Genomic DNA, 19,208 nt, shown 5'->3' with positions numbered 1-19,208 from the left:
TTCGAGCCCGCTGGCGACCATCGACATATTGACCTCAGTAAGTTGGTGAGCGGCCACGCCTGCGGTGGCATAGGGATCTTTTCGCCAGTTCGACCTCGAGGTGCTTCCTGTCCTGCACCATGGAGAGCCGGATACTGCCGTTGCGGGTCGCCTTGCTGCCGGCGGCTGCGATCAGGCCGGAGTCGACGGCCGCATGGAGCCACTCGATGTGGGGATGACGGTGAGCAGCTACGACATCGGCGGGTGCTGTGTAGCTGATGTTAATGACGAACTTGGCGAAGCCTTTCAGACATCTTTATCTTCTACCCGCGCTCTTAGACGGGCTGTGAGTGGATCCCGAGGGCGGCGAGGTCGTCGGGTTCGAGGAAGGAGGGGGGAGGTGGCGGCCCCCGGTTGAAGAACCCTGGCGGGAGGTGGCGGCCCCCAGTTGAAGAGCCCTTGGGCGCCTTTGAAGTTTCGGGGTCCAGATTTCGTCGGAGTAGTAGTCAGAGAAGTTTCCCGCGGGTCTTTGAGGTTCCAGAAGAAATTCGAGCCGGCGTGGTGGCGGCAGGGGCCCCAGATGTGGCGTTCGGGGTTGTTTTCGAGCATGGCCTTGGCGCCGCGTCCGACGTCGTCGATGTCGTCGTCCGGCCCGGAGGTGTGATGCAGGACGTTCACGGGGCGCGGCGAGGGCCAGAACGTTGTGGTCCACCGAGCAGCGCATCAAGGCGCCTTTGTCAGAAATGTAATCGCTGACCCTGAAGCCGATGCCTTCGGTGAAGACCCGCATGGCTGCTTCGAAATTCACGGTGCCGATGACGGTATGTCCGAGTTTGCGGGGCTTGATGGGGACAGAGACAGACCGACGTGTGCCGGGACGGAGACTCCGGCCTTCTTCGCATGCAGAGCGCGTCGAGTGCGAACCCGGGCCGGGCAGCCGGATACTCGCCGACGCTTTGCAGCTCTGGGGGAACGGCCACACAGTCTAGCTCAAGCCGTGCGCCGTGAGTCATGCTCTTCGGGTGGGCCCGGGCGCACCGTCGCGACCGACGAAGTAAGCGCACTTGTCTTTGGTAACAACTTCCAGTTTCGTGGCGTTTTGTGGCCGTTCTGCATGCCCTATTCCTTGAAGAGCCAGCCAGGTATCTGAGGAGAGAGAAGTGCATGAAAGTTCTGGTATCGGAACGGGTAAATAGCCTGGTTGTTTCTCCATTTGCTGCTCGTCGTGACTGCTGGAACTTTTACGGTCGCATTGCGACCAGACGGCCGTTGACCTCGCCGCGCTCGAAACGCAGGATCGCGTCGTAGACGTCGTCGAATCCGACGATCTCAACGTGGGATGACACTGTCCCTGCGGCAATCAGATCCAGCACTTCCGCGCAGTCCTCATTGGTTCCGCCGTTGGAGCCGATGTAGGTCAGCTGTTTGAGGATCATTGTCGTGGTCGAGATGTTCGTGCGCTCGGTCCCCATTCCGACCTGTACGACGGTGCCGCGGAAGCCAACAGTTTCAATCGCATCGTCTGTGGTGGAATCGAAGCCCGCGTAGTCCACGATCACGTCGAGGTGCTTGTCCGTGAAGTCGCGGATGTTCTCAGCGAGGCCGTCGACTCCCAGTCCCTCAACCCGTTCCCATGCCCCTCGGTTCACCTCGGCCACGTAGATCTTGGCACCTATCGCCTTCGCGAACTGGATTGCCAAGCTGCCGAGGCCGCCGGCGCCGATGATCCCGAGCCGGGTCCCCGCCTTCACGCCGCCGACTTTCAGCGCGTGGTATGACGTCATGCCGGCGTCGGTGGCGGGTGCGGCCTGTTCCCACGGCACCGCATCCGGAACGGGGATGACTTGGTAATCGAACGCTTTGACCTTATCGGCGAAGCCGCCGTCGGTGCCGGTGCCCGGACCCGCCACAGTAGCGGGGATGGCCACACGCTGTCCGACGTCAAAGCCAGTGACGTCAGCTCCGAGCTCCGAAACAATCCCGGCAATTTCGTGTCCGAGAGTGATCGGAGTGAAGCCCAGAATTCCCGTCAGCGTGCCATCGAGATAACCGACGTCGGTGTGACAGATGCCCGCGGCCTTGACCTCGACCACGACTTCGTTCGGCCCGGCTACCGGATCGGGGACGTCGACGTAGATCAGCGGTTCGTGTGCGGCCAAGAGGCGCCAGGCTTTCATAATCGATCCATTCTGTTGGTAGCCGATGAGGGTGCGTTGTCGTCCTGACGTTCTTGTCATGCCTATGTGTGTCTGCGTCTACTTTAGCTCCCCGGCGATCCCATATGAGGTCGCCTTCAGACCGTTCTCGGGCCTTCACGTATGGCTTGGTCTCGGTCATGGTGTCCTTATGGTGTCGGTATGTCGGTATGTCGGCATGTCGGGGCTCGCGGGTTAGAGGTGCGGACGGGACACCGCCCGCACCTCCAGAGATGGTCAGGCGCTGGCGCCCACGCCGGTTGCCACGTAGGGGCAGCCGGAGGGGCGCCAAGGCGCCGATATAGAGCAGGGGTCTGGAAGGTTTGCCTCGGCTCTACGAGGGCGACTTTCCCGTCTAGTGATAGCAGATCGTCCACGAGGAACTCCTTTTCTTGTCGGTCGTTCCTGTCCGTAGCGGTAGACGAGGAAGACTGAAGGGCCTGATCCCCCGTTCGGGCCTGATCAACCGCTAGCGATCACGCTGTCGAACGGGGGTGTCAGGCATTCAGGGTTACAAAGCGGCGACGGACTGAGTCTTAGCGAAAGGGGGTGCGCTGAAAAGCAACCGCGAAAGAGGCACAGCAAAAGACAGGCATAAGAGGAAAGCAAACGTCCGATCTTGAACCGTGATCTGCCCTCACGGTTGCAGACCTCACGGTTTCAACTGGCAGCCGGCAGCACCCCCTTGGTGCATGACCCGTGAAGCGTTCCTGGCCCGGCCGCCTGAAGTCTTTCCGGTGGTCTTGTAATGGCACCCCCGACATCACCCATGCACCACACGCAGAATCACGCGCATCGCGTCCCTGACGCAGGGCAAGTGCCCGCCCGCTGGGCCATCCCCTCTAGTGATTCAACACTTGGCTTTGCGATCGTGCTCACAGACCCCAATCGTAGCGGGAATCCGTGACGTAATCAGCACTATTGATCATGATCATCTCTTGACTTAGAGATGGTGTTCACACATAGTATTAATAACCATTGATTGTAATAGTTTCGTATTCAGCTGGATCGCTAACAAAGGAGTTTGGATGTCAACGCTGCCGGAGTACAGGGCGCCCCGTGATATGCGGTGCCCGTTCGACCCACCGCCGGCCACGATGGAACTGGCCCGAAAATCGACTGTCACAAGGGTCCGTCAGTGGGATGGGATCGTTGCGTGGCTGGTCACGGGATACGAGGAGGCGCGAGCGGTGCTCTCTGACAACGAGCACTTCAGCGTGAACCCGGCTAACCCGGGATTTCCCGAGAAGAACGCCGCGTACACCGCGGTGATGGGTCGAGACCACAACCTACGGACAATGGATCCGCCCGAGCACGGTGAGCAGAAGCGAATGCTCGTGCGTGACTTCACGGTAAGGAAGGTCGAGTCGCTCCGGCCGAAAATGCAGGATCTTGTGGACGAGCTGATTGACGAAATGCTTGATTCGCCTCAGCCATTCGAGTTCCACCATGGGTTCGCGCTCGAGATTCCAACACGCATCATTTGTGACCTTCTCGGAGTGCCTGTTGAGGATCGAAACTGGTTTACCGGGCTGAGCCTCACCGCTACCTCGGCCGGTGTCTCGGTTGAGGAAGCGGCGGCTGCTGGCCAGGATCTCTACGACTACATCGACAAGTTGCTGGACGTGAAGCTTGCAACTCCTGGAGAGGACCTCACCAGTCGGCTGGTCCACGAACAGCTCCAGGCGGGCGCCCTCAGTCGTAAGGACACGATCGAGTTGATCCGGTTTCTACTTATCGCGGGGCACGAGACGACGGCCAATACAATCACCCTCAGCGTGCTTGCCCTGCTGCAGCACCCTGATCAGCTCGAGGCCATGAAGAGCGATCCCGAGTTGATTCCGAACGCCGTCGACGAGCTGTTGCGGTACCTCTCGGTGGCCCACACCGGACGCCGACGCGTGGCTATCGCCGACGTCATGGTCGGTGACCAGCTCATCAAGGCTGGTGAAGGTGTCATCGTTGGCAATCACATCGCCGACCGTGATCCTGACCAGTTCCCGGAGCCGGCGACTCTCGATATCCGGCGGCAGAACGCAAAAACCGCGCTGGCCTTCGGATTCGGCATCCACCAGTGCCTGGGACAGACCCTGAGCCGGGTCGAGTTGCAGGTCGTGCACAGTACTCTGTGGCGCCGCGTCCCGAGTTTAGCGCTGGCCAAACCGATCACCGAGCTCGACTTCGTCGAGGATCGTCCGATCATCGGTGTCGATTACGTTCCCGTTATCTGGGACGCAGGTTCGGTCCAATGAGGGCGGTCGTGGACCCACAGATTTGTGCGAGTTCCGGGCTCTGTGAGATGACGCTGCCCGAGGTCTTCCAGCAGGACGACATCGACGGCAGGGCACATGCAGTCCGAGACCCCCGACCCGATGAAGAAGCGCAGGCACAAGAGGCAGCTGATATGTGCCCCGCACGTGCGATCAAGCTGCTGAGGGGTGATTCAAGTGACGGAGGTGATTCAGATGACAGCACACGCCCTTAATACATTCGAGGGGGAGGTGTGCATCACCGAGAAAAAGTTGGTGGCCGAGGACACCTTCCTGTTCAGGTTCGTACCCGTCGGCAATGGCACATTCCCCCAGTGGGCGCCCGGTTCTCATGTTGAGATCCGCCTGGGCGAGGGTTTGATTCGGCAATACTCCCTTTGCAGCCGTTCCACAGACCGCTTCTGGGAAATCGCTGTTCTCCGGTCCGAAGCAGGGCGAGGCGGCAGCGTGCAGCTGTGCGACACCCTGGGCATAGGTGACAAGGTCGAGATATTTGGGACGCGGAACCACTTCGGGTTCGAGGACTCACCGCGGTACCTCTTCCTCGCAGGCGGAATCGGTATCACGCCGATCCTGCCGATGATCGAGGCCGCCGAGGAGGCGGGTCGCAGCTGGGAACTCCACTATGGAGCCCGGTGCAACGAAGCCCTCGCATTTGAAGACCGACTGAGCCAATACGGCGACCGCGTCACGCTGTACCCAGAGGATCGGACGGGGCGAATTCCCCTCGGGGAGCTGACCGCAGGACTCGATCCGGCCACCTTGGTCTACAGCTGTGGGCCCGGCCCGATGCTGAACGCCGTTGAAGCGGCCATGGCGCATCTGCCGGAGTCAATGCTCCGTATCGAGCGTTTCGCCGCGGTCGAAGCACCGCAGCCAGTCGGTGGTGACCAGCCCTTCAAGGTCGAGTTGGCCCTGTCGGGAGAAACGATCGAGGTGGCCGCGAATGAATCCATGCTGGACGCCTTGAGAAAGGCTGGCACCAAGGTCGACTTCTCATGCATGGAAGGTACCTGCGGCGCCTGTGAGGTCTCCGTGCTTCGGGGGAAGATCGATCACCGAGACGCGGTTCTCACGAAGGCGGAGCAACGGGCCGGTGAGCTGGTCATGCCGTGCGTGTCCAGGGCCACCGGCACATTGACGCTGGAGTTGTGAACGCGCGCGGCGCCGCCCGCCTGGGCGTTCGTCCATCCAGAAGCACGAGTATCGTCCTTACGGCAGTGGCGCTCATCACGATCGCTTGCTTGCTAAGGCCGCCGACGTCGGCACTCGGTCCGGTGATCACGAGCGTCCAAATCGACCTCGGCGTGGGGCCGGTGTGGGCAGGATTCCTTCAGGGCCTGGGATCGCTGTGCCTCGCCCTGCTCGGTTTGGTGGCCGCGGGGGCCGCGTCGAAGGCAGACCTGAAAACCCTCATGGTCGTGGTTTCGATCGGCCTGGTGCTGGGCTCGCTCACCCGTGCACTGATCGTCCACTGGACGGTATTTTCAGTGGCAACCGCTATTGCCGCCGCTTGCGGGGCGCTGGCTACCGTGCTCATCCCCAGCCTCATTATGCGGTGGTTCCCTCGACACATCCCGCAGATGAGTGCGATCACGGCCGCCGGCATCATCGCGGGCACGGCGCTCGGTTCCGCGGTGACGCCCGCAGTGGCGGCGGCTACCGGATCATGGCGGTACGGGCTGGGCCTGTGGGGTGTATTGGCGGTCGTCCCGCTTGTGCTCTGGCTGTTCGTTCCCCGGTCGTCGACGCCCGAGGCGGCGCCCAAGAAGACCAGTGTCCCGAAACGCCGGATGTCGATCGGCTGGACCGCTACATTCTTCGGAATGCACTCCGCGAACGGGACAATAGTCATTGCGTGGCTGCCTGGCCTGCTCGCCCAGGAGGGAATATCGGCTTCCTCGGCCGGGCTTGCTGTCGGCCTCTTCTCGGTCGTCGGCGTCCCCGCGGCGCTGCTCCTGCCGACGTTGTTGGCCAGGAAGGTATGGGCGCCTGTCTGGCTCCTCCCCGTTGGGTCGGCAGTGTCGACGGCCCTCGGATGGGCCGGGCTCACGATCGTGCCCTCGTGGTACATCGTCTGGGTGGTCCTCTTCGGGTTGTCCATGGCCGCCTACCCCTGGACGTTGACCAGAATCGCCGAACGGTCCCAAGACTCGCAAGCGGCCATGTGGGTTACGGCTCGAGTCAACCTGATCGGTTACGGGATGGCGGCACTCGCACCTCTGTTGGTGGGTGCGCTGATCGGGGCCCAGCTGGACAGCCGGCTGATTTTTGCCATAGTCGGCGCCTTCAGCCCGATTTACGCGGTTGCAGGCTTGATGGCGTCACGGGCCCAAATAGCCGAAACCGAACGTTCGGACCCTTCGAGCGGCCACAGCTCGCGGGCTACACGACCTGGCACGAGTAAGGAATTCGAAAGGAAATGAGAGAGATGACCACCATCGAAAGCAGCACCGATGTATTTGCCGGCCTCGGCCGCCCGGACGTGAATGTCGACGTCCTTGTCATCGGCGCCGGTCCTGCCGGGCTGACCGCTTCACTGGCCCTGGCGCGCGACGGGGTGTCGGCCTTGACTGTCACCAAGTATCCCGGGACCGCAAATAGCCCGCGCGCACACATTACCAATCAGCGCACCATGGAGGTGCTGCGCGATCTGGGGGTGGAAGAACAGGTACGCGCCGTCGCGGTGCCGAATGAGTTGATGGGCCACAACGTCTGGGCGACGAGCTTCGCAGGTCAGGAAATCGCTCGGCTCATGACTTGGGGATCGGGCGTGGAGCGACACCACGAGTACCAGAAAGCCAGCCCATCGGAGATGTGCAATATTCCCCAGCACATCCTCGAGCCAGAGCTTCGGGACGCTGCTCTCGACCAAGGCGCTGATATCCGGTTCTCCAGCGAGATGGTCGGGATTCGCCAGGACGATGACGGTGTGGACGTGGTGGTGCAGGACCGTGACAGCGGTGCCCGCCAGTTGGTGCGGGCCAAATATGTGATCGCCGCGGACGGTGGTCGGTCCCGCGCGGCTGAGCTGTTGGACTTCCCCTTTAGAGGGGAAAGCAATCTCGGTGCGGCAGTGAGCGTCTGGATTGAGGCCGACCTAACTAAATACACCGAGCACCGCCCGGGAACGCTGTACTGGATGACCCAACCCGGTAATGACTACTGGGTCGGTTCCGGGACATGGATCTGCGTGAAGCCGTGGACCGAGTGGGTTCTGCTGTTTATGTATGACCCCGCGGAGGGGGAACCGGACCTGTCGGAGGAGGCGCTGAGGGCCCGGGCGCACACCACCATCGGTGATCCCGACATCGATGTCCGCATCAAGTCTGTCGGCACCTGGCAGATCAACCATGTGGTGGCCGAGCGATATTCGATCGGTCGAGTCTTCCTCGCTGGTGACGCCGCCCATAGGCACCCGCCAGCGAATGGCCTCGGAACCAATACATCGATCCAGGATGCTTACAACCTGTGCTGGAAGCTGAAGATGGTCCTGGAGGGTGTCGCTGGTACTGAGCTGCTCGAGACCTACCACCTCGAGCGCCAGCCCATCGGAGAGCAGGTAGTCGACCGGGCGATGAAGAGTGTCGCGGATATGCTGCCAATCAGCCAGGCAATCGGTGTCGAGCCCGGTCAGTCGCCGGAGGAAGGCTGGGCCCGGCTCCATCACCTGTTCTCTTCCGAGGAGGGTGCACCCGAACGGCGGAGGAAACTCGATGAGGCCATCCAACTACAGAATTACCAGTTCAACGCGTTAGGTGTAGAGATTGACCAGCGCTACCAGCATGGCGCATTAGTCAACGATGGTGAGCCTTGGGACGAAGGATCGGTGGATCCTGAGCTACATCACCGTCCAACCACTCACGCGGGAGCCCGCCTTCCACATGCTTGGATTGAACACAAACGAACCCGCCTGTCCACACTCGACATCGGTGCTTCGCAGTTCCGACTGTTCACCGGTCGCACCGGCCAGATGTGGATCGATGCAGCGGCGAGGGCTGGGAAAGCTATCGGCATCGACGTGCCCGTTTTCCAACTCGGTCGCTCGTGTGAGTATGACGATGTCTATCTCTCGTGGGAGAAGGTGCGCGAGGTCGGTGACGATGGAGTCATCCTGGTTCGACCCGACGGACACGTCGCGTGGCGTGCTCACAAGATGCCAGTCGATCCTGAGGCGGAACTGACTGCTGCATTGGCCGCGACGCTGGCTGTTGATGTCAATGACTGAGCCTAACGCGACTTCGGAGCGTCGGGTCGCGATGGTGACTGGTGCAGCGTCCGGGATCGGCTTGGAGGTGGCGCGGCGGCTAGCGAACAGCGGTGCAGCCGTCGTTCTCCTCGACGCCGACGAGGAGCGTGGGCACAAGGCCGCGGCCACGCTGACGTCGGAGAAGGGCGAAGCATTGTTCCTCCCCGTGGATGTCTCCAACCCCGACGACGTTGAGTGCACTGTGGCTCAGGCCGTCGAGCGGTTTGGCCGCCTCGACTTGGCGTTCAACGGTGCCGGCATCTACCCCAGTCCGCGCCCATTCCACGACACTGACCGGGACACCTGGCGGCGCACACTGGAGATTAACGTGCTCGGTCTGGTGTGGTGCCTGCAGGCCCAGGTGCGTGTAATGCTCGCCACTGGTGGTGGAGCCATCGTCAACGCAGCATCGGGAGCAGGCTTGCGTGGCAGCCCACTCACCTCGCCCTATGTGGCGGCGAAGCACGCCGTGGTCGGTATCACGCGGACCGCTGCTATGGAGTACGCCCGGCAGAACATCCGCATCAATGCTGTTGCGCCCGGGCTGATCGAGACCCCGATGACCCTCCGGCTGTCCCAGGAGCAGCTCGCGGAACGGATCGCGAAGTCCTCGATGGGCCGGTTCGGCACGTCCACGGAGGTGGCGGCCATCGTGACGTTCCTCCTGTCGGACGAGGCCTCATTCGTTAACGGCACGACCTACACCGTCGACGGTGGCGGCGGCCCTGTATAGCGCTGTACGAGAGGAATAACAATGTCACAGTCACCGCCATCCGCGGCACAGGAAAGAACCTTCCGGGAGGCGTTTCGCTCATTGGGAAAGCGGCACGCGCCACCGGCCCAAGGGGCATTCGTCACGACCCCCGACCCCGCGTTCACCCTAATCAACGGCTACGCCGGTCTCGACTTCGTCGTGATCGACAACGAGCACTCACCCCTCAGCCCGGCAGAGGTGGCACCGCACGTTATCGCAGCCCAAGCGGCCGGGATCCTCGCCCTCGTGAGAGTGGGGGTGAATGATGCCGCGCGCATCCAGAGCTTCCTCGATTTGGGGGTTTCCGGCGTTGTGGTGCCCAAGATCGAGTCCGCAGAGGAGGTCCGCGCAGGTGTCGCGGCGACTCGCTACCCACCTGGCGGTCAGCGCGGGATGTTCCCCCAGGGGTACGCGGCAAGCTTCGGCTGGACGGGCTGGCATATCTATAAGCAGCGAATGCGAGACGGGGCAGTGGTCATCCCGATCGTCGAGACGGTTGCCGGCCTCGACCGGCTGGACGAGATCGTCGCCGAGGACGGCGTCGACGCAGTCTTTCTTGGTGCCGGCGACCTGTCGGAAGACATGGGTGTCGACATCATGGACTCGCGAGTCGGTGAGGCGTATGAAGCTGCGCTCACGAGTTGCCGTAAGGCGGGGAAGTTGATCGTCGGCACCGAGTACTTCGGTCGCGACGCTGACTTCATGATGCACCAACCCGAACGCTCCGCCTACGCAACTCTAATTGGCGATGCCGTAAAGCGAGTCCGAACCGCACGGCAAGAAGGGACCCTCTAGTGACCACCTCATGGGCAGATCTCGTCCGTCCTCCCGTGGACATGACCGGAGACCGGGTCCTGGTGCTTGGTGCTACAGGCGGAATCGGCCGCGCTACTGTGGCCGCCTGCCTGGGGGCCAACGCCCATGTCACGTTGCTCGACCTGCGAGATCCAGAGGAGGACGTGCGTCAACTGCGGGCACTCGTAGGTGAGGACCGAGTCGCCGGGGCCGCTCTCGACAACGGCGACAAGGCGCAGGTGGCCCGGATGATTGATGAGCTAGGGCCCTTCACTGCGGTCGCCGACTGCAGCGGCATCTACGTTGACGGCGATCTGTTAAACGACGACCCCGACTCATGGGAAACAAACTTCGACCGCATCATGCGGATCAACGTTTTGGGGCCACTGAACGTCCTCCGGGCGGTGCTGCCTGAAATGCAGCGTTGCGGACGGGGACGGGTGGCATTGATCGGCTCGCTCGGCGCCCGCAATGGGGGCAGCAACGCTGCCGTCAACCCGGCCTATGTTGCTTCCAAGGGCGCGGTCCAGTCCCTGGTGCGTTCACTGTCACGTTCCATGGCGCCGCACGGCATTGTGGTCAACGCCGTGGCCCCCGGCATGATCGAGACACCAATGATGGCCGCAGCGAGCCACACCGGCGCCACCCAGAGGCCGACGATCCCACTGGGACGGACCGGTGCGCCCGAGGACATCGGGCGCCCCATGGCCTTCCTGTGCTCACCCGCGGCCTCGTTCATGACCGGCATGATCCTCGACGTCAACGGCGGCCTGTATGCATAACGGCCTAGCCGGACATGTCCGTCACTAATTTGCTGAGTCACATCCACCCGCGGGTGGCGCTGTCTCCACGGTCCAAGGTTCCGTGGCCAGACAACGCGCCTTTCCAACGGGGCAGGGGCATCCCCGTCGCAGAGGAAGTTCCCGGAGGGAAGCCAATGGCCACGGAGAATGCCGTGTCAGAAGGTGACGCGATGCCGGTGGGAGCAGAGAAGTATGCCGCTGCGCGGTCAGCCCCGGGCGGCCAGGTGTTTGCCCTGGTCGCCTCCCACCACGGAACCGGACTGGACTTCCTTGCGCGGCTGGGGGCAGGCCCACGCCGGATCACGTCCGCAGCCCTGGCCGCATCCCCCGACCTAGCCGGCACCGTGCTGCTGTCGACCTGCAACCGCTTCGAGGTCTACTTCGAGATCGCGGCCGGCACGGAGCCATCAGCAGCCCGGGGCCGGATGCTGTCGATCATCAGCGACTGCTCCGGCGTCCCCGACGAAGAACTCCGCGCGTCCCTGGACTTTTTGTCCGGGCAAGCGATGACGGAGCACCTGTTCTCCGTAGGTGCGGGCCTGGATTCAGTGGTGGTCGGCGAACGGGAAATTGCAGGCCAGCTTCGGCGGTCTCTGACAGCAGCCCAGGAATCGGGAACGGCCAGCGGCGCCCTGATCCGCCTGTTTCAGGCCGCCTCACGCGCCGCACGCGACGTCGGGTCCCTGACGACGCTCGGCGACGCCGGGCGCTCTATGGTCTCTGCCGCCCTGGACCTGGCCGCCGTGAAGCTGGGCAGCAGCGGGGTGGCAGGGCTATCGGTGGTTGTCATCGGCACCGGAGCCTATGCCGGGTCTACCCTGGCACTTCTTGCAGCCGGGCACTGTGACAACGTCTCCGTCTTTTCGTGGTCCGGACGCGCCGAGACCTTCGCGGGAGCCCGGGGTGCTGCCGGGCTGAGCCGCTCGGAACTGCCTAAGGCAGTCCAAGGCGCCGATGTGGTGATTGGTTGCAGCGGCCGCGGCATCCGGCTTGGGGCAGATGAATTCAGGCGGTTCCGGCAGACCGGGCAGGAGCGTCTCATCGTCGTCGACCTTGCCCTGAGCCGCGACTTCGAACCGGAGACCGGTGAGCTGCCCGGGGTTGAACTCATCACCCTGGACGACGTGCGGTCCGCATCACCCCGCGAGCACTCTGCCGTTGTCCAGGAGGCCGCCGAAGTCGTCCGACAGGCTGCACTGCGGTTCGAAGACGACCAACAGGCCCGCCTCCTGGACCCCGCGATCGTGGCACTGCGAGGGCACATGCAGCGGGTTCTTGCCAGCGAGGTGGTGCGGGTCAAGAACCAGCATGGCTGCACCGCCACCGCAGAAGCCGTGGAGTTCGCTTTGCGGCGCATGGTCCGGCAACTCATGCATGTGCCCACGGCCCGGGCACGGGAACTGGCGGCGTCCGGCCGGCAGGGCGACTACACTGCAGCCTTGGAGGCCCTTTACGGACTGAACGTTGAACCAGCACCCGAGCAGATCGCCGCCAGCGAGAGGGTCGACGCGGCGCAAGCAGGTTAAACGCACTCGATTAGGGCACCGCTGGATGTTTCTGCCCGCTGCCCTGCGCAGTGGCCCGACCGCTGCAGCACTCGACGCCGCCACTGCGCACTTCAGGCCCTGACACCGATCAGTGGGCTGCAAGCGCCTGCCTGTGATGGCTGGCCACGCCCGCACGGTGTCTCACATCCACGCAGGCACCGTCGAACATAAGCGCGCGGCAGGTCCGGCTGCACCGTCAAGATTCAGGACTTAACGGTAATTGTCTTGTGCTCCAAAAGGAGTTGACGGGACAGTTCCTCATCCCGCTGCTCGATTGCATCCACCATGCGCTCGTGCATCAGTAAGAGGTCATGGAAATACTCCGCAAGCGGCTGGTCCTGGGCATGCACCTCGAGCGTGTGCGACTCGATGATCTCAAGCAGGCTCTTGTAGAACGACGAGAGCATCTGGTTCGGGCTGACATCGGCGATCTCAGCATGCAATCCCCAGGTAGCCCGCACGAACGCGACCGCGTTGGCTTCCTCAGACGCGACCCGCATGGCCTCGACCTTCTCCCGCATCGGCACGATATCTGCGGGAGAGGCGTAGGCGAGTGCGTCCTCCATAAGCAGCGGATCGAGGGCATCGCGGATCCGGACCGCATCGGCCACGGCCATCGCACCTGCATCCAAGGCGAGCATGGAGTTTCCGAATCGAACCTGCGCAGTCTGCTCGGCGGCGAACAGGCCACCGCCGGGCCCGGGTCGGACCGCTACCAGTCCGCGCGTCTGCAACAGCCGAAGCGTCTCGTTGAACGTGCCTACCGCCACCCCGCATGCCTTGCGAAGCTCCTCCTTGGTGCCCAGGCGGGACCCGGGCTCGACCGACTTCACGATCGTCTCGATAGCGGCAGCAGCCTGCTCAGCCCTGTTAAGATTCGAACTCCCGGGCCCCATAAGCCCCGGTCGCCTCTGGGTTCCGAGCAACTGCGGGACCACGTTCGATCGACCGGCCGTGACTTCCGAGTTGTCAACTGACACCAGCAGGCCTCCTACGCTTATATTTGATACCTATCAATATAGACGAAAGCTTGACTGGGCGTTCAAGACCCGGCGATCGAGACTTCACCATCAAATTACCGTGCAGATCTGACCGGCGTTGGTCTTTGACCTTCACAACTCAACGGGACGTGTCGTCGAAGCGTGTGCTTGCGGTAACGGGGGGAACGTCCGGGATCGGACTGGCGGTAGCGCGGAGCAGCAAACGGCAAGTCAGCCGTTGTTCTCCGCACCGACGAGGAGCGGGGACACAAGGGGGCGAGCACGCTGACATTCGAGAGGAGCGCTGCAGTTGTTACCGGTTCGCGGTCGCAGGTTCAGGGCGGCGGCGGGCACCGTTGCTTTCGCAGCGGAGAGCGGCCATGAAGTCGTTGGCAAGTTCTGGGATTGCCGCGGCGGCCGCTGTTCCGTAAATGTAGCCGTCGGGCCGGATAAGCACCGCGTCGGTTTCCATTTGGTCGAGCCAGCGCTCGTAGGCACCGGTGGTGTCGACGGCGGTTCCTGCAGCCGGGATCTGACCGAGGGCAACGACCTCCACCCCAACTGAGGCCAGGGCGGCCTTTTGGTTCTCTGGCAGCTGCGAGGCGAGCGCGTTGTTCCTTGTGAGCAGGGTGCCGGTCACGAAGACGTCGTCAAATAGGCCTTCTCCTGCTGGGCCGCGGACGGTTGCCTGGATTGATAGGGTCCCGCCCGGTCCATCGTTGCGGAACAATCCGTCTCCCAGACGGGGTGCGGGGTGGGCGGGCATGCTGATGCCAGCGGCAATATCGCCCATCATTTTCGCGTCTCTCTTTGCAGCGTCCGCGGGGTCGGTGAGGCAGATGATTTCGCCGAGCTGGATGGAGCGTTCAATGAAGTGGCGGACGTGTTCTGCCCGTTCCGGTCCGTAGGAGTCCAGGACGGAGTCGTCAGCCAAGCCGGAGAGGACCAGATCGAGTTTCCATTCCAGATTTGCAGCGTCCCGCAGTCCCGAGCACATGCCTTGTCCTGCAAACGGCGGCATCAGGTGGGCGGAGTCACCGGCGAGGAGCATGCGGCCCTTGCGCCAGACATCACACGAGCGGGCCTGGAAGGTGTAGATGGTCCGTCGTTCCAGATCGGCAGTCTCAGGCGTGACGCCCCAGGGCCGGAGGAGTTCCCAAACACGTGCCTCGCTGTTGAGTTCTTCTTTGGTCTCCCCGTCAAGACGCAGGAATTCGAAGCGGCGCCGCCCCGGTCCGCCGGGGACGAGGGTGGTCGGTCGACTTGGGTCACAGATTTGCAGTGCCGGCGGATCGACGTGCACTGGCCCTTTCGGAAGCAGGTCAATGACCAGCCAGTCGTGGAAGTAGCCGAGATCCGTCATGGTGGTTTCCATCCACCGGCGGACTTTGCTGTTGGCGCCGTCGGCACCAACCAGGTACTTGCCCTTCAGTGAGCGCCGGTCGCCTTCCGGATTGCGCACGTGCAGGGTGATGTGCTCGTCGGTCTCGAGCCGGGATTCTGCTTCCCATCCGCGCAGCAGGGTGACCGTTCCCAAAGCCTCCACCTTTTCGTGGAGGAACGCTTCAACGCTGGGCTGGTGGAAGAAGTAGCTGGTGTTCCAGCCTGTTTTTCCTCCTCCCCGCCATTCCAGTCGTAGCAGCGCTTCACCGTCTGCATTGTGCCATTCGTAGAGGTCGTCGTAGGCCTCGACAGCGTGGGACATCTGGTCGGGGGAGGCATCCAGGGACTGCAGCAGGCGGGCGATTTCGTCGTCGAAATGGACGGCGCGCGGCAGCGGGTAACTGACCAGCTGACGTTCAACGACGGCAACGCGGTGGCCGCGCCGACCGAGCTGCAAGGCAAGGACTCGTCCTACCGGGCCGTAGCCGGCAATGATCACGTCGAAGTCCTCCGCGGCCGGGGTTTTCAACTGTTCGAGGCCATTGCCGACCATGGGCACATTGACTTCTGTCACGTGATGGTTCGCCACCCCTGTGGTGGCATAGGGGTCCCTCGCCAGCTCGGCCTCGAGATACTCCCTGTCCTGGATGAGGGAGAGCAGCATGCCGCCGTCCCGTGTCGTCTTGCTTCCCGCAGCTGCGATGATGCCCGAATCGACGGCGGCCTGCAGCCACTCGATGTGGGTTTGGCGGTGTTCCGCCACGACGTCGGCGGGCGCGATGTAGCTGATGTTAATGACAAACAAGGTGGGGCCTTTCAGGCATCGTTGTCTTGCCGGATTCAGACCGGTTGGGAGTGGAGCCCAAGGGCGGTCGGTGCGTGGGTGCCGGTCATGAGGGCGGCGAGGTCGTCGGGTTCGAGGAAGGAAGGGGGTGGGGGTGGGCCCCAGTTGAAGAGGCCTTGAGCGCCTTCGAAGGTTTCGGGGGTCCAGATTTCGTCTTCGGGGATGCAGTCCATGTCGGAGTAGTACTCGGAGAAGTTTCCCGCGGGTCTTTGAGGTACCAGAAAAAGTTGGAGCCGGCGTGGTGCCGGCCGAGGCCCCAGATGTGGCGTTCGGGGTTGTTTTCGAGCATGGCTTTCGCGCCGCGGCCGACGTCGTCGATGTCATCGACCTGCCAGGAGGTGTGGTGCAGGAAGTTCACGGGTGCGGCGAGGGCCAGGACGTTGTGATGGTCCACTGAGCAGCGCATGAACGCGCCTTTATCGGAGATGTAGTCGCTGACTTTGAAGCCGATGCCTTCGGTGAAGAACCGCATGGTTGCTTCCAGGTTCACGGTGCCGATCACGGTGTGCCCGAGTTTGCGGGGCTTGATCACGTAGTCCCTGACGACTCCGGGGGCCCGGCCGAAGCGGTCGATGCGGCCTGGCCCGTTGTATGGGGTGGCAGGAGTTTTTTCCTGAGCGATCCGGGGTGCGACATGGATGCGGGCGGTAAACCCGGAGACGGGTTCGGTGGCGAGCAGTTCGGTGCCGTTGTGGTTGATCGGGACACCGAGTCGGGTCATCTGGGAGGTGACCTTGGCGACGTCGTCATCGTTGTCGGCGCCGACGCCGAGTTCGACCAGACGGCGGCTGGGGGCGTGGATGATTTTGAGTTGTTCGCCGCCGTCCCGGGTCCCGAACGAGTTGTTGCCCAGAGGGTCGAGTCCGAATTCCTCATAATAGGCGGCCGTTTCGGCGACGTTCGGCACACCCATCACCACGCGGGTCAGACGGTGCAGTGACATGGGATTACTCCTTTGTATCCAGGGGTTTAGGTAGGTCGTGGATCCGGCGCCAGTACAGTTCTGTTTATTTGCCGGGAGAAATGAAGGTCTGGCTGATTTCGCCGATCCCTTCAATCCGGGAGACCAGGGTTTCACCGGCCTGGATAAATCGCTGAGGGCTGCGGCCCAGGCCGACACCGGCAGGGGTGCCAGTGAAGATGATGTCGCCCGGGAGCAGGGTCACCGTCTGGGACAGGCCCTCGATCAGGGCCGGGACAGAGAAGATCAGTTCACTGGTCCGGCCCTTCTGAAGTTCCTCGCCGTCGATACTGCACCCGATTTCCAGATCATCCGGATTATCAAAGGAGTCGGGAGTAACCAGCCACGGCCCAACAGGACCGAACCCGGGAAATGACTTACCCAGCCCGAACTGCGGCGCCGGGCCGCGGAGTTGGGAGACCCGTTCGGAAATGTCCTGCCCGACCGCGAGCCCGGCGACGTACTCCCAGGCCCGCGCCGCGGGGACGTTTTTGGCCTCGGTACCGATGATGGCAACGAGTTCGACTTCCCAGTCCGTGTTCCCTCCCTCAGGCAGCACGACTTCGGTTTCGGCGCCCGCGAGGCAGGTGCCAAACTTCGTGAACACCGGAGGCAGCGTATCCGGCTGGGCGAACCCTGACTCCTTCGCGTGCTCACTGTAGTTCAGCCCAATCGCGAAGATCTGCCGGGGCGCAGGCGACGGGGACCCGAGCAAGGACCGGTCAACGACCACGTCAACGGAAGCCTTGGTCAGGGAACCGGCCCACCCAGCGAACTCATTCCATTGGGCGTAGACCGAACCCAAATCCGGGCCGAACCTGCCGTCGCTGGCGGTATGGACATCAATGCCGGCCTCGTCAGAGACCAGCACAACAGCTCGGTTGTCGTGGTTAGCGATACGCACAAAAGCTCCTTGTTAGTAGTGCTGCCGGTTCGATGTGCGGCGGCAGTCCGCAGTGTGGACGTGCGATCAGTTCTGTAACCAGAACCCGGGGCACCCCCTGGTAAAACCGGAGGTTACCTTTGGGGCTCAGGTCAACCCCTGGGTCCTGAAGTGGTGCACTGTCGAATTGTGGTCCGTTGCATCAACAATGGCGGGAGTGCCCCCGCACGATAGCCTCGCCCTCACCGTTCGTGTGGGGTGTCCGGCCAGCACTGTGCATCCGGCCACTGGCGGATGACAAGAGCCGCTCTGTCGCGTCATCACCCCCAGGCCACTGGCAGTTCATACACCCCGAAGACGGTGTGGTCGGTTTTGTACGGCAGGTCTTTACGTTCGACGGTGAGGCGGAGGTCCGGTAGCTTGCGCAGCACGGCAGGAAGCACGACCTGCAACTCCACCACTGCCAGGCGTTCCCCGACGCACCGATGGGTCCCGTACCCGAAGCTGGCCGATTCCTGAAGGTGCTCGCGGTCGAAGTCGACCTCGCTGGCGTGCTCGAAGACACTCGGGTCCCGGTTGGCCGATTCGCTGGAGACGATAACCCCTTCCCCGGCCTTGATTGTGACGCCGCCGATGGTGACGTCCTGCAACGCTACCCGGCACCGTCCGGCCTGAGCGATGGTGACGAAACGGAGCAACTCCTTGACGGCCCGCTCTACGAATGCAGGGTCCTCGGATTCACGCAGCTGTGCGGCGAGATGGGGGTGGTCGAGCAACACGAGGATACTCATCGATATGGCATTGGCTGTTGTCTCGTGGCCCGCGAGGAAGAGCAGGCGGATGCCCTGCGTGAGTTGTTCAAGAGTGCACTGGCCGGTATTCACGTGTTCCTCGATGGCTTCGGAAATCACGTCGTCGTCCAGGGGGTGCTCTTTGCGCTGCTTCACCAGAGACTCGCAGAACTGGAGCAGCACGGCTGAGGCAGCGGCCGATTCCTCAGTGGTCGAGCGCCACGAGAGGATCGTGTTGGTCGCCTCCTCCACCACGAGGTGGTCTTCGTAGGGCGCATTGAGCATGGCGAAAATGACCTGTGACGGGATCGGCAAGGCTAGCTGTGCGTAGAGATCTGCTGTATCACCCTCAGCGATCAGGCCGTCGAGGACACGGTCGACCAGGTCAGCGATCTTCTCGTGCAGCGAATTGATGCGGCGTACTGTAAACCACTTGGTGAACATGCGGCGCTCGAGGCTGTGCTGGGGGTTGTCCTTGTTGTTGAAGGTCTCGAGTCCGCTCTTCCGGTAGCCGGCGAGGGCGGGGCTAACGTGCGGGTAGCCAGGGACATCGGGGCGTGCACTGAAGCGGTCGTCGGCGAGCACCTCGTTGGATTCCTTGTGGCCCACAATCAGCCACGCCTGGTCGCCGTTCCATAGGCGCGCCTTGGTGATCGGCTTGGTCAACAGGGTGTCGAGGTAGGCCGCTGGAGGCTCGTACGGGCAGCGGGCATCTCGGGCGATCGGGTAGTCAATGGTCATTAGTTTCTCCTCTGTGTTACAGACATGGGTAGT

The 19,208-nt window shown here is 62.7% G+C and carries 15 protein-coding genes and 1 pseudogene; 9 read left to right on the top strand and 7 right to left on the bottom strand.

Going from position 1 to position 19,208, the window contains the following annotated elements:
• Window positions 1-1,220: 1,220 nt before the first annotated feature.
• Window positions 1,221-2,156: a zinc-binding dehydrogenase gene (locus tag AU175_RS02035; protein ID WP_066285424.1), complete on the bottom strand. Its 936-nt coding sequence runs from the start codon at window positions 2,154-2,156 to the stop codon at window positions 1,221-1,223.
• 1,046 nt (window positions 2,157-3,202) lie between these two features.
• On the opposite strand from AU175_RS02035, the gene AU175_RS02030 reads away from it, so the two are divergent.
• The 9 genes from AU175_RS02030 to AU175_RS01995 all read left to right on the top strand — a co-directional run bounded on the left by AU175_RS02030 (window position 3,203) and on the right by AU175_RS01995 (window position 12,571).
• Complete coding sequence (locus AU175_RS02030) at window positions 3,203-4,426, top strand: cytochrome P450 (protein ID WP_066285422.1); 1,224 nt, start codon at window positions 3,203-3,205, stop codon at window positions 4,424-4,426.
• Complete coding sequence (locus AU175_RS22690; protein WP_082978970.1) at window positions 4,423-4,659, top strand: ferredoxin; 237 nt, start codon at window positions 4,423-4,425, stop codon at window positions 4,657-4,659. Before AU175_RS02030 ends, AU175_RS22690 begins: the two co-directional genes overlap by 4 nt.
• Window positions 4,640-5,599, top strand: coding sequence for a PDR/VanB family oxidoreductase (locus tag AU175_RS02025; protein WP_066290383.1), 960 nt, complete (start codon window positions 4,640-4,642; stop codon window positions 5,597-5,599). The genes AU175_RS22690 and AU175_RS02025 overlap by 20 nt, the downstream gene beginning before the upstream one ends.
• Window positions 5,557-6,870: an MFS transporter gene (locus AU175_RS02020; protein WP_082978969.1), complete on the top strand. Its 1,314-nt coding sequence runs from the start codon at window positions 5,557-5,559 to the stop codon at window positions 6,868-6,870. Before AU175_RS02025 ends, AU175_RS02020 begins: the two co-directional genes overlap by 43 nt.
• Window positions 6,871-6,875: 5 nt before the next feature.
• A complete protein-coding gene (locus AU175_RS02015) occupies window positions 6,876-8,672 on the top strand; it encodes an FAD-dependent monooxygenase (protein WP_066290380.1) in 1,797 nt (598 codons plus the stop codon).
• Window positions 8,665-9,426, top strand: a complete 762-nt coding sequence (locus AU175_RS02010) for an SDR family NAD(P)-dependent oxidoreductase (RefSeq protein ID WP_066285418.1) — start codon at window positions 8,665-8,667, stop codon at window positions 9,424-9,426. Before AU175_RS02015 ends, AU175_RS02010 begins: the two co-directional genes overlap by 8 nt.
• A gap of 21 nt (window positions 9,427-9,447) precedes the next feature.
• Window positions 9,448-10,242, top strand: a complete 795-nt coding sequence (locus AU175_RS02005) for an HpcH/HpaI aldolase family protein (protein WP_066285416.1) — start codon at window positions 9,448-9,450, stop codon at window positions 10,240-10,242.
• Window positions 10,242-11,024, top strand: coding sequence for an SDR family NAD(P)-dependent oxidoreductase (locus AU175_RS02000; RefSeq protein WP_082978967.1), 783 nt, complete (start codon window positions 10,242-10,244; stop codon window positions 11,022-11,024). The genes AU175_RS02005 and AU175_RS02000 overlap by 1 nt, the downstream gene beginning before the upstream one ends.
• Before the next feature lie 191 nt (window positions 11,025-11,215).
• Window positions 11,216-12,571, top strand: coding sequence for a glutamyl-tRNA reductase (locus tag AU175_RS01995; RefSeq protein WP_066290375.1), 1,356 nt, complete (start codon window positions 11,216-11,218; stop codon window positions 12,569-12,571).
• A gap of 224 nt (window positions 12,572-12,795) precedes the next feature.
• Here AU175_RS01995 and AU175_RS01990 read toward each other — a convergent pair whose 3' ends face one another.
• The 6 genes and pseudogenes from AU175_RS01990 to AU175_RS01970 form a co-directional block, all read right to left on the bottom strand.
• Complete coding sequence (locus AU175_RS01990) at window positions 12,796-13,425, bottom strand: FadR/GntR family transcriptional regulator (protein ID WP_197497013.1); 630 nt, start codon at window positions 13,423-13,425, stop codon at window positions 12,796-12,798.
• 460 nt (window positions 13,426-13,885) lie between these two features.
• The gene (gene mhpA / locus AU175_RS01985; protein WP_066290367.1) at window positions 13,886-15,508 is read right to left on the bottom strand and encodes a bifunctional 3-(3-hydroxy-phenyl)propionate/3-hydroxycinnamic acid hydroxylase MhpA; all 1,623 of its coding nucleotides are present in this window, start codon (window positions 15,506-15,508) and stop codon (window positions 13,886-13,888) included.
• 24 nt (window positions 15,509-15,532) lie between these two features.
• A pseudogene (locus AU175_RS22685) lies at window positions 15,533-15,760 on the bottom strand (YciI family protein); the annotation flags it as partial.
• Between the two features lie 85 nt (window positions 15,761-15,845).
• Window positions 15,846-16,742, bottom strand: coding sequence for a VOC family protein (locus AU175_RS01980; RefSeq protein WP_231938428.1), 897 nt, complete (start codon window positions 16,740-16,742; stop codon window positions 15,846-15,848).
• A gap of 64 nt (window positions 16,743-16,806) precedes the next feature.
• Window positions 16,807-17,664, bottom strand: a complete 858-nt coding sequence (locus AU175_RS01975) for a fumarylacetoacetate hydrolase family protein (RefSeq protein WP_066285397.1) — start codon at window positions 17,662-17,664, stop codon at window positions 16,807-16,809.
• Between the two features lie 299 nt (window positions 17,665-17,963).
• Window positions 17,964-19,175: a cytochrome P450 gene (locus AU175_RS01970; RefSeq protein ID WP_066285411.1), complete on the bottom strand. Its 1,212-nt coding sequence runs from the start codon at window positions 19,173-19,175 to the stop codon at window positions 17,964-17,966.
• Window positions 19,176-19,208 lie beyond the last annotated feature (33 nt).

It is taken from the genome of Arthrobacter sp. B6, assembly GCF_001663775.1.
In the GTDB taxonomy this organism is placed as follows: domain Bacteria; phylum Actinomycetota; class Actinomycetes; order Actinomycetales; family Micrococcaceae; genus Arthrobacter.
This window is presented reverse-complemented; position numbering and strand designations above follow the sequence as displayed.

Coding starts and splice junctions, on each gene's coding strand:
- AU175_RS02035 (WP_066285424.1), bottom strand. CDS start 2,156: ATGAAAGCCTGGCGCCTCTTGGCCGCACACGAACCGCTGATCTACGTC.
- AU175_RS02030 (WP_066285422.1), top strand. CDS start 3,203: ATGTCAACGCTGCCGGAGTACAGGGCGCCCCGTGATATGCGGTGCCCG.
- AU175_RS22690 (WP_082978970.1), top strand. CDS start 4,423: ATGAGGGCGGTCGTGGACCCACAGATTTGTGCGAGTTCCGGGCTCTGT.
- AU175_RS02025 (WP_066290383.1), top strand. CDS start 4,640: ATGACAGCACACGCCCTTAATACATTCGAGGGGGAGGTGTGCATCACC.
- AU175_RS02015 (WP_066290380.1), top strand. CDS start 6,876: ATGACCACCATCGAAAGCAGCACCGATGTATTTGCCGGCCTCGGCCGC.
- AU175_RS02010 (WP_066285418.1), top strand. CDS start 8,665: ATGACTGAGCCTAACGCGACTTCGGAGCGTCGGGTCGCGATGGTGACT.
- AU175_RS02005 (WP_066285416.1), top strand. CDS start 9,448: ATGTCACAGTCACCGCCATCCGCGGCACAGGAAAGAACCTTCCGGGAG.
- AU175_RS01995 (WP_066290375.1), top strand. CDS start 11,216: ATGCCGGTGGGAGCAGAGAAGTATGCCGCTGCGCGGTCAGCCCCGGGC.
- mhpA (WP_066290367.1), bottom strand. CDS start 15,508: ATGGTCGGCAATGGCCTCGAACAGTTGAAAACCCCGGCCGCGGAGGAC.
- AU175_RS01980 (WP_231938428.1), bottom strand. CDS start 16,742: ATGTCACTGCACCGTCTGACCCGCGTGGTGATGGGTGTGCCGAACGTC.
- AU175_RS01970 (WP_066285411.1), bottom strand. CDS start 19,175: ATGACCATTGACTACCCGATCGCCCGAGATGCCCGCTGCCCGTACGAG.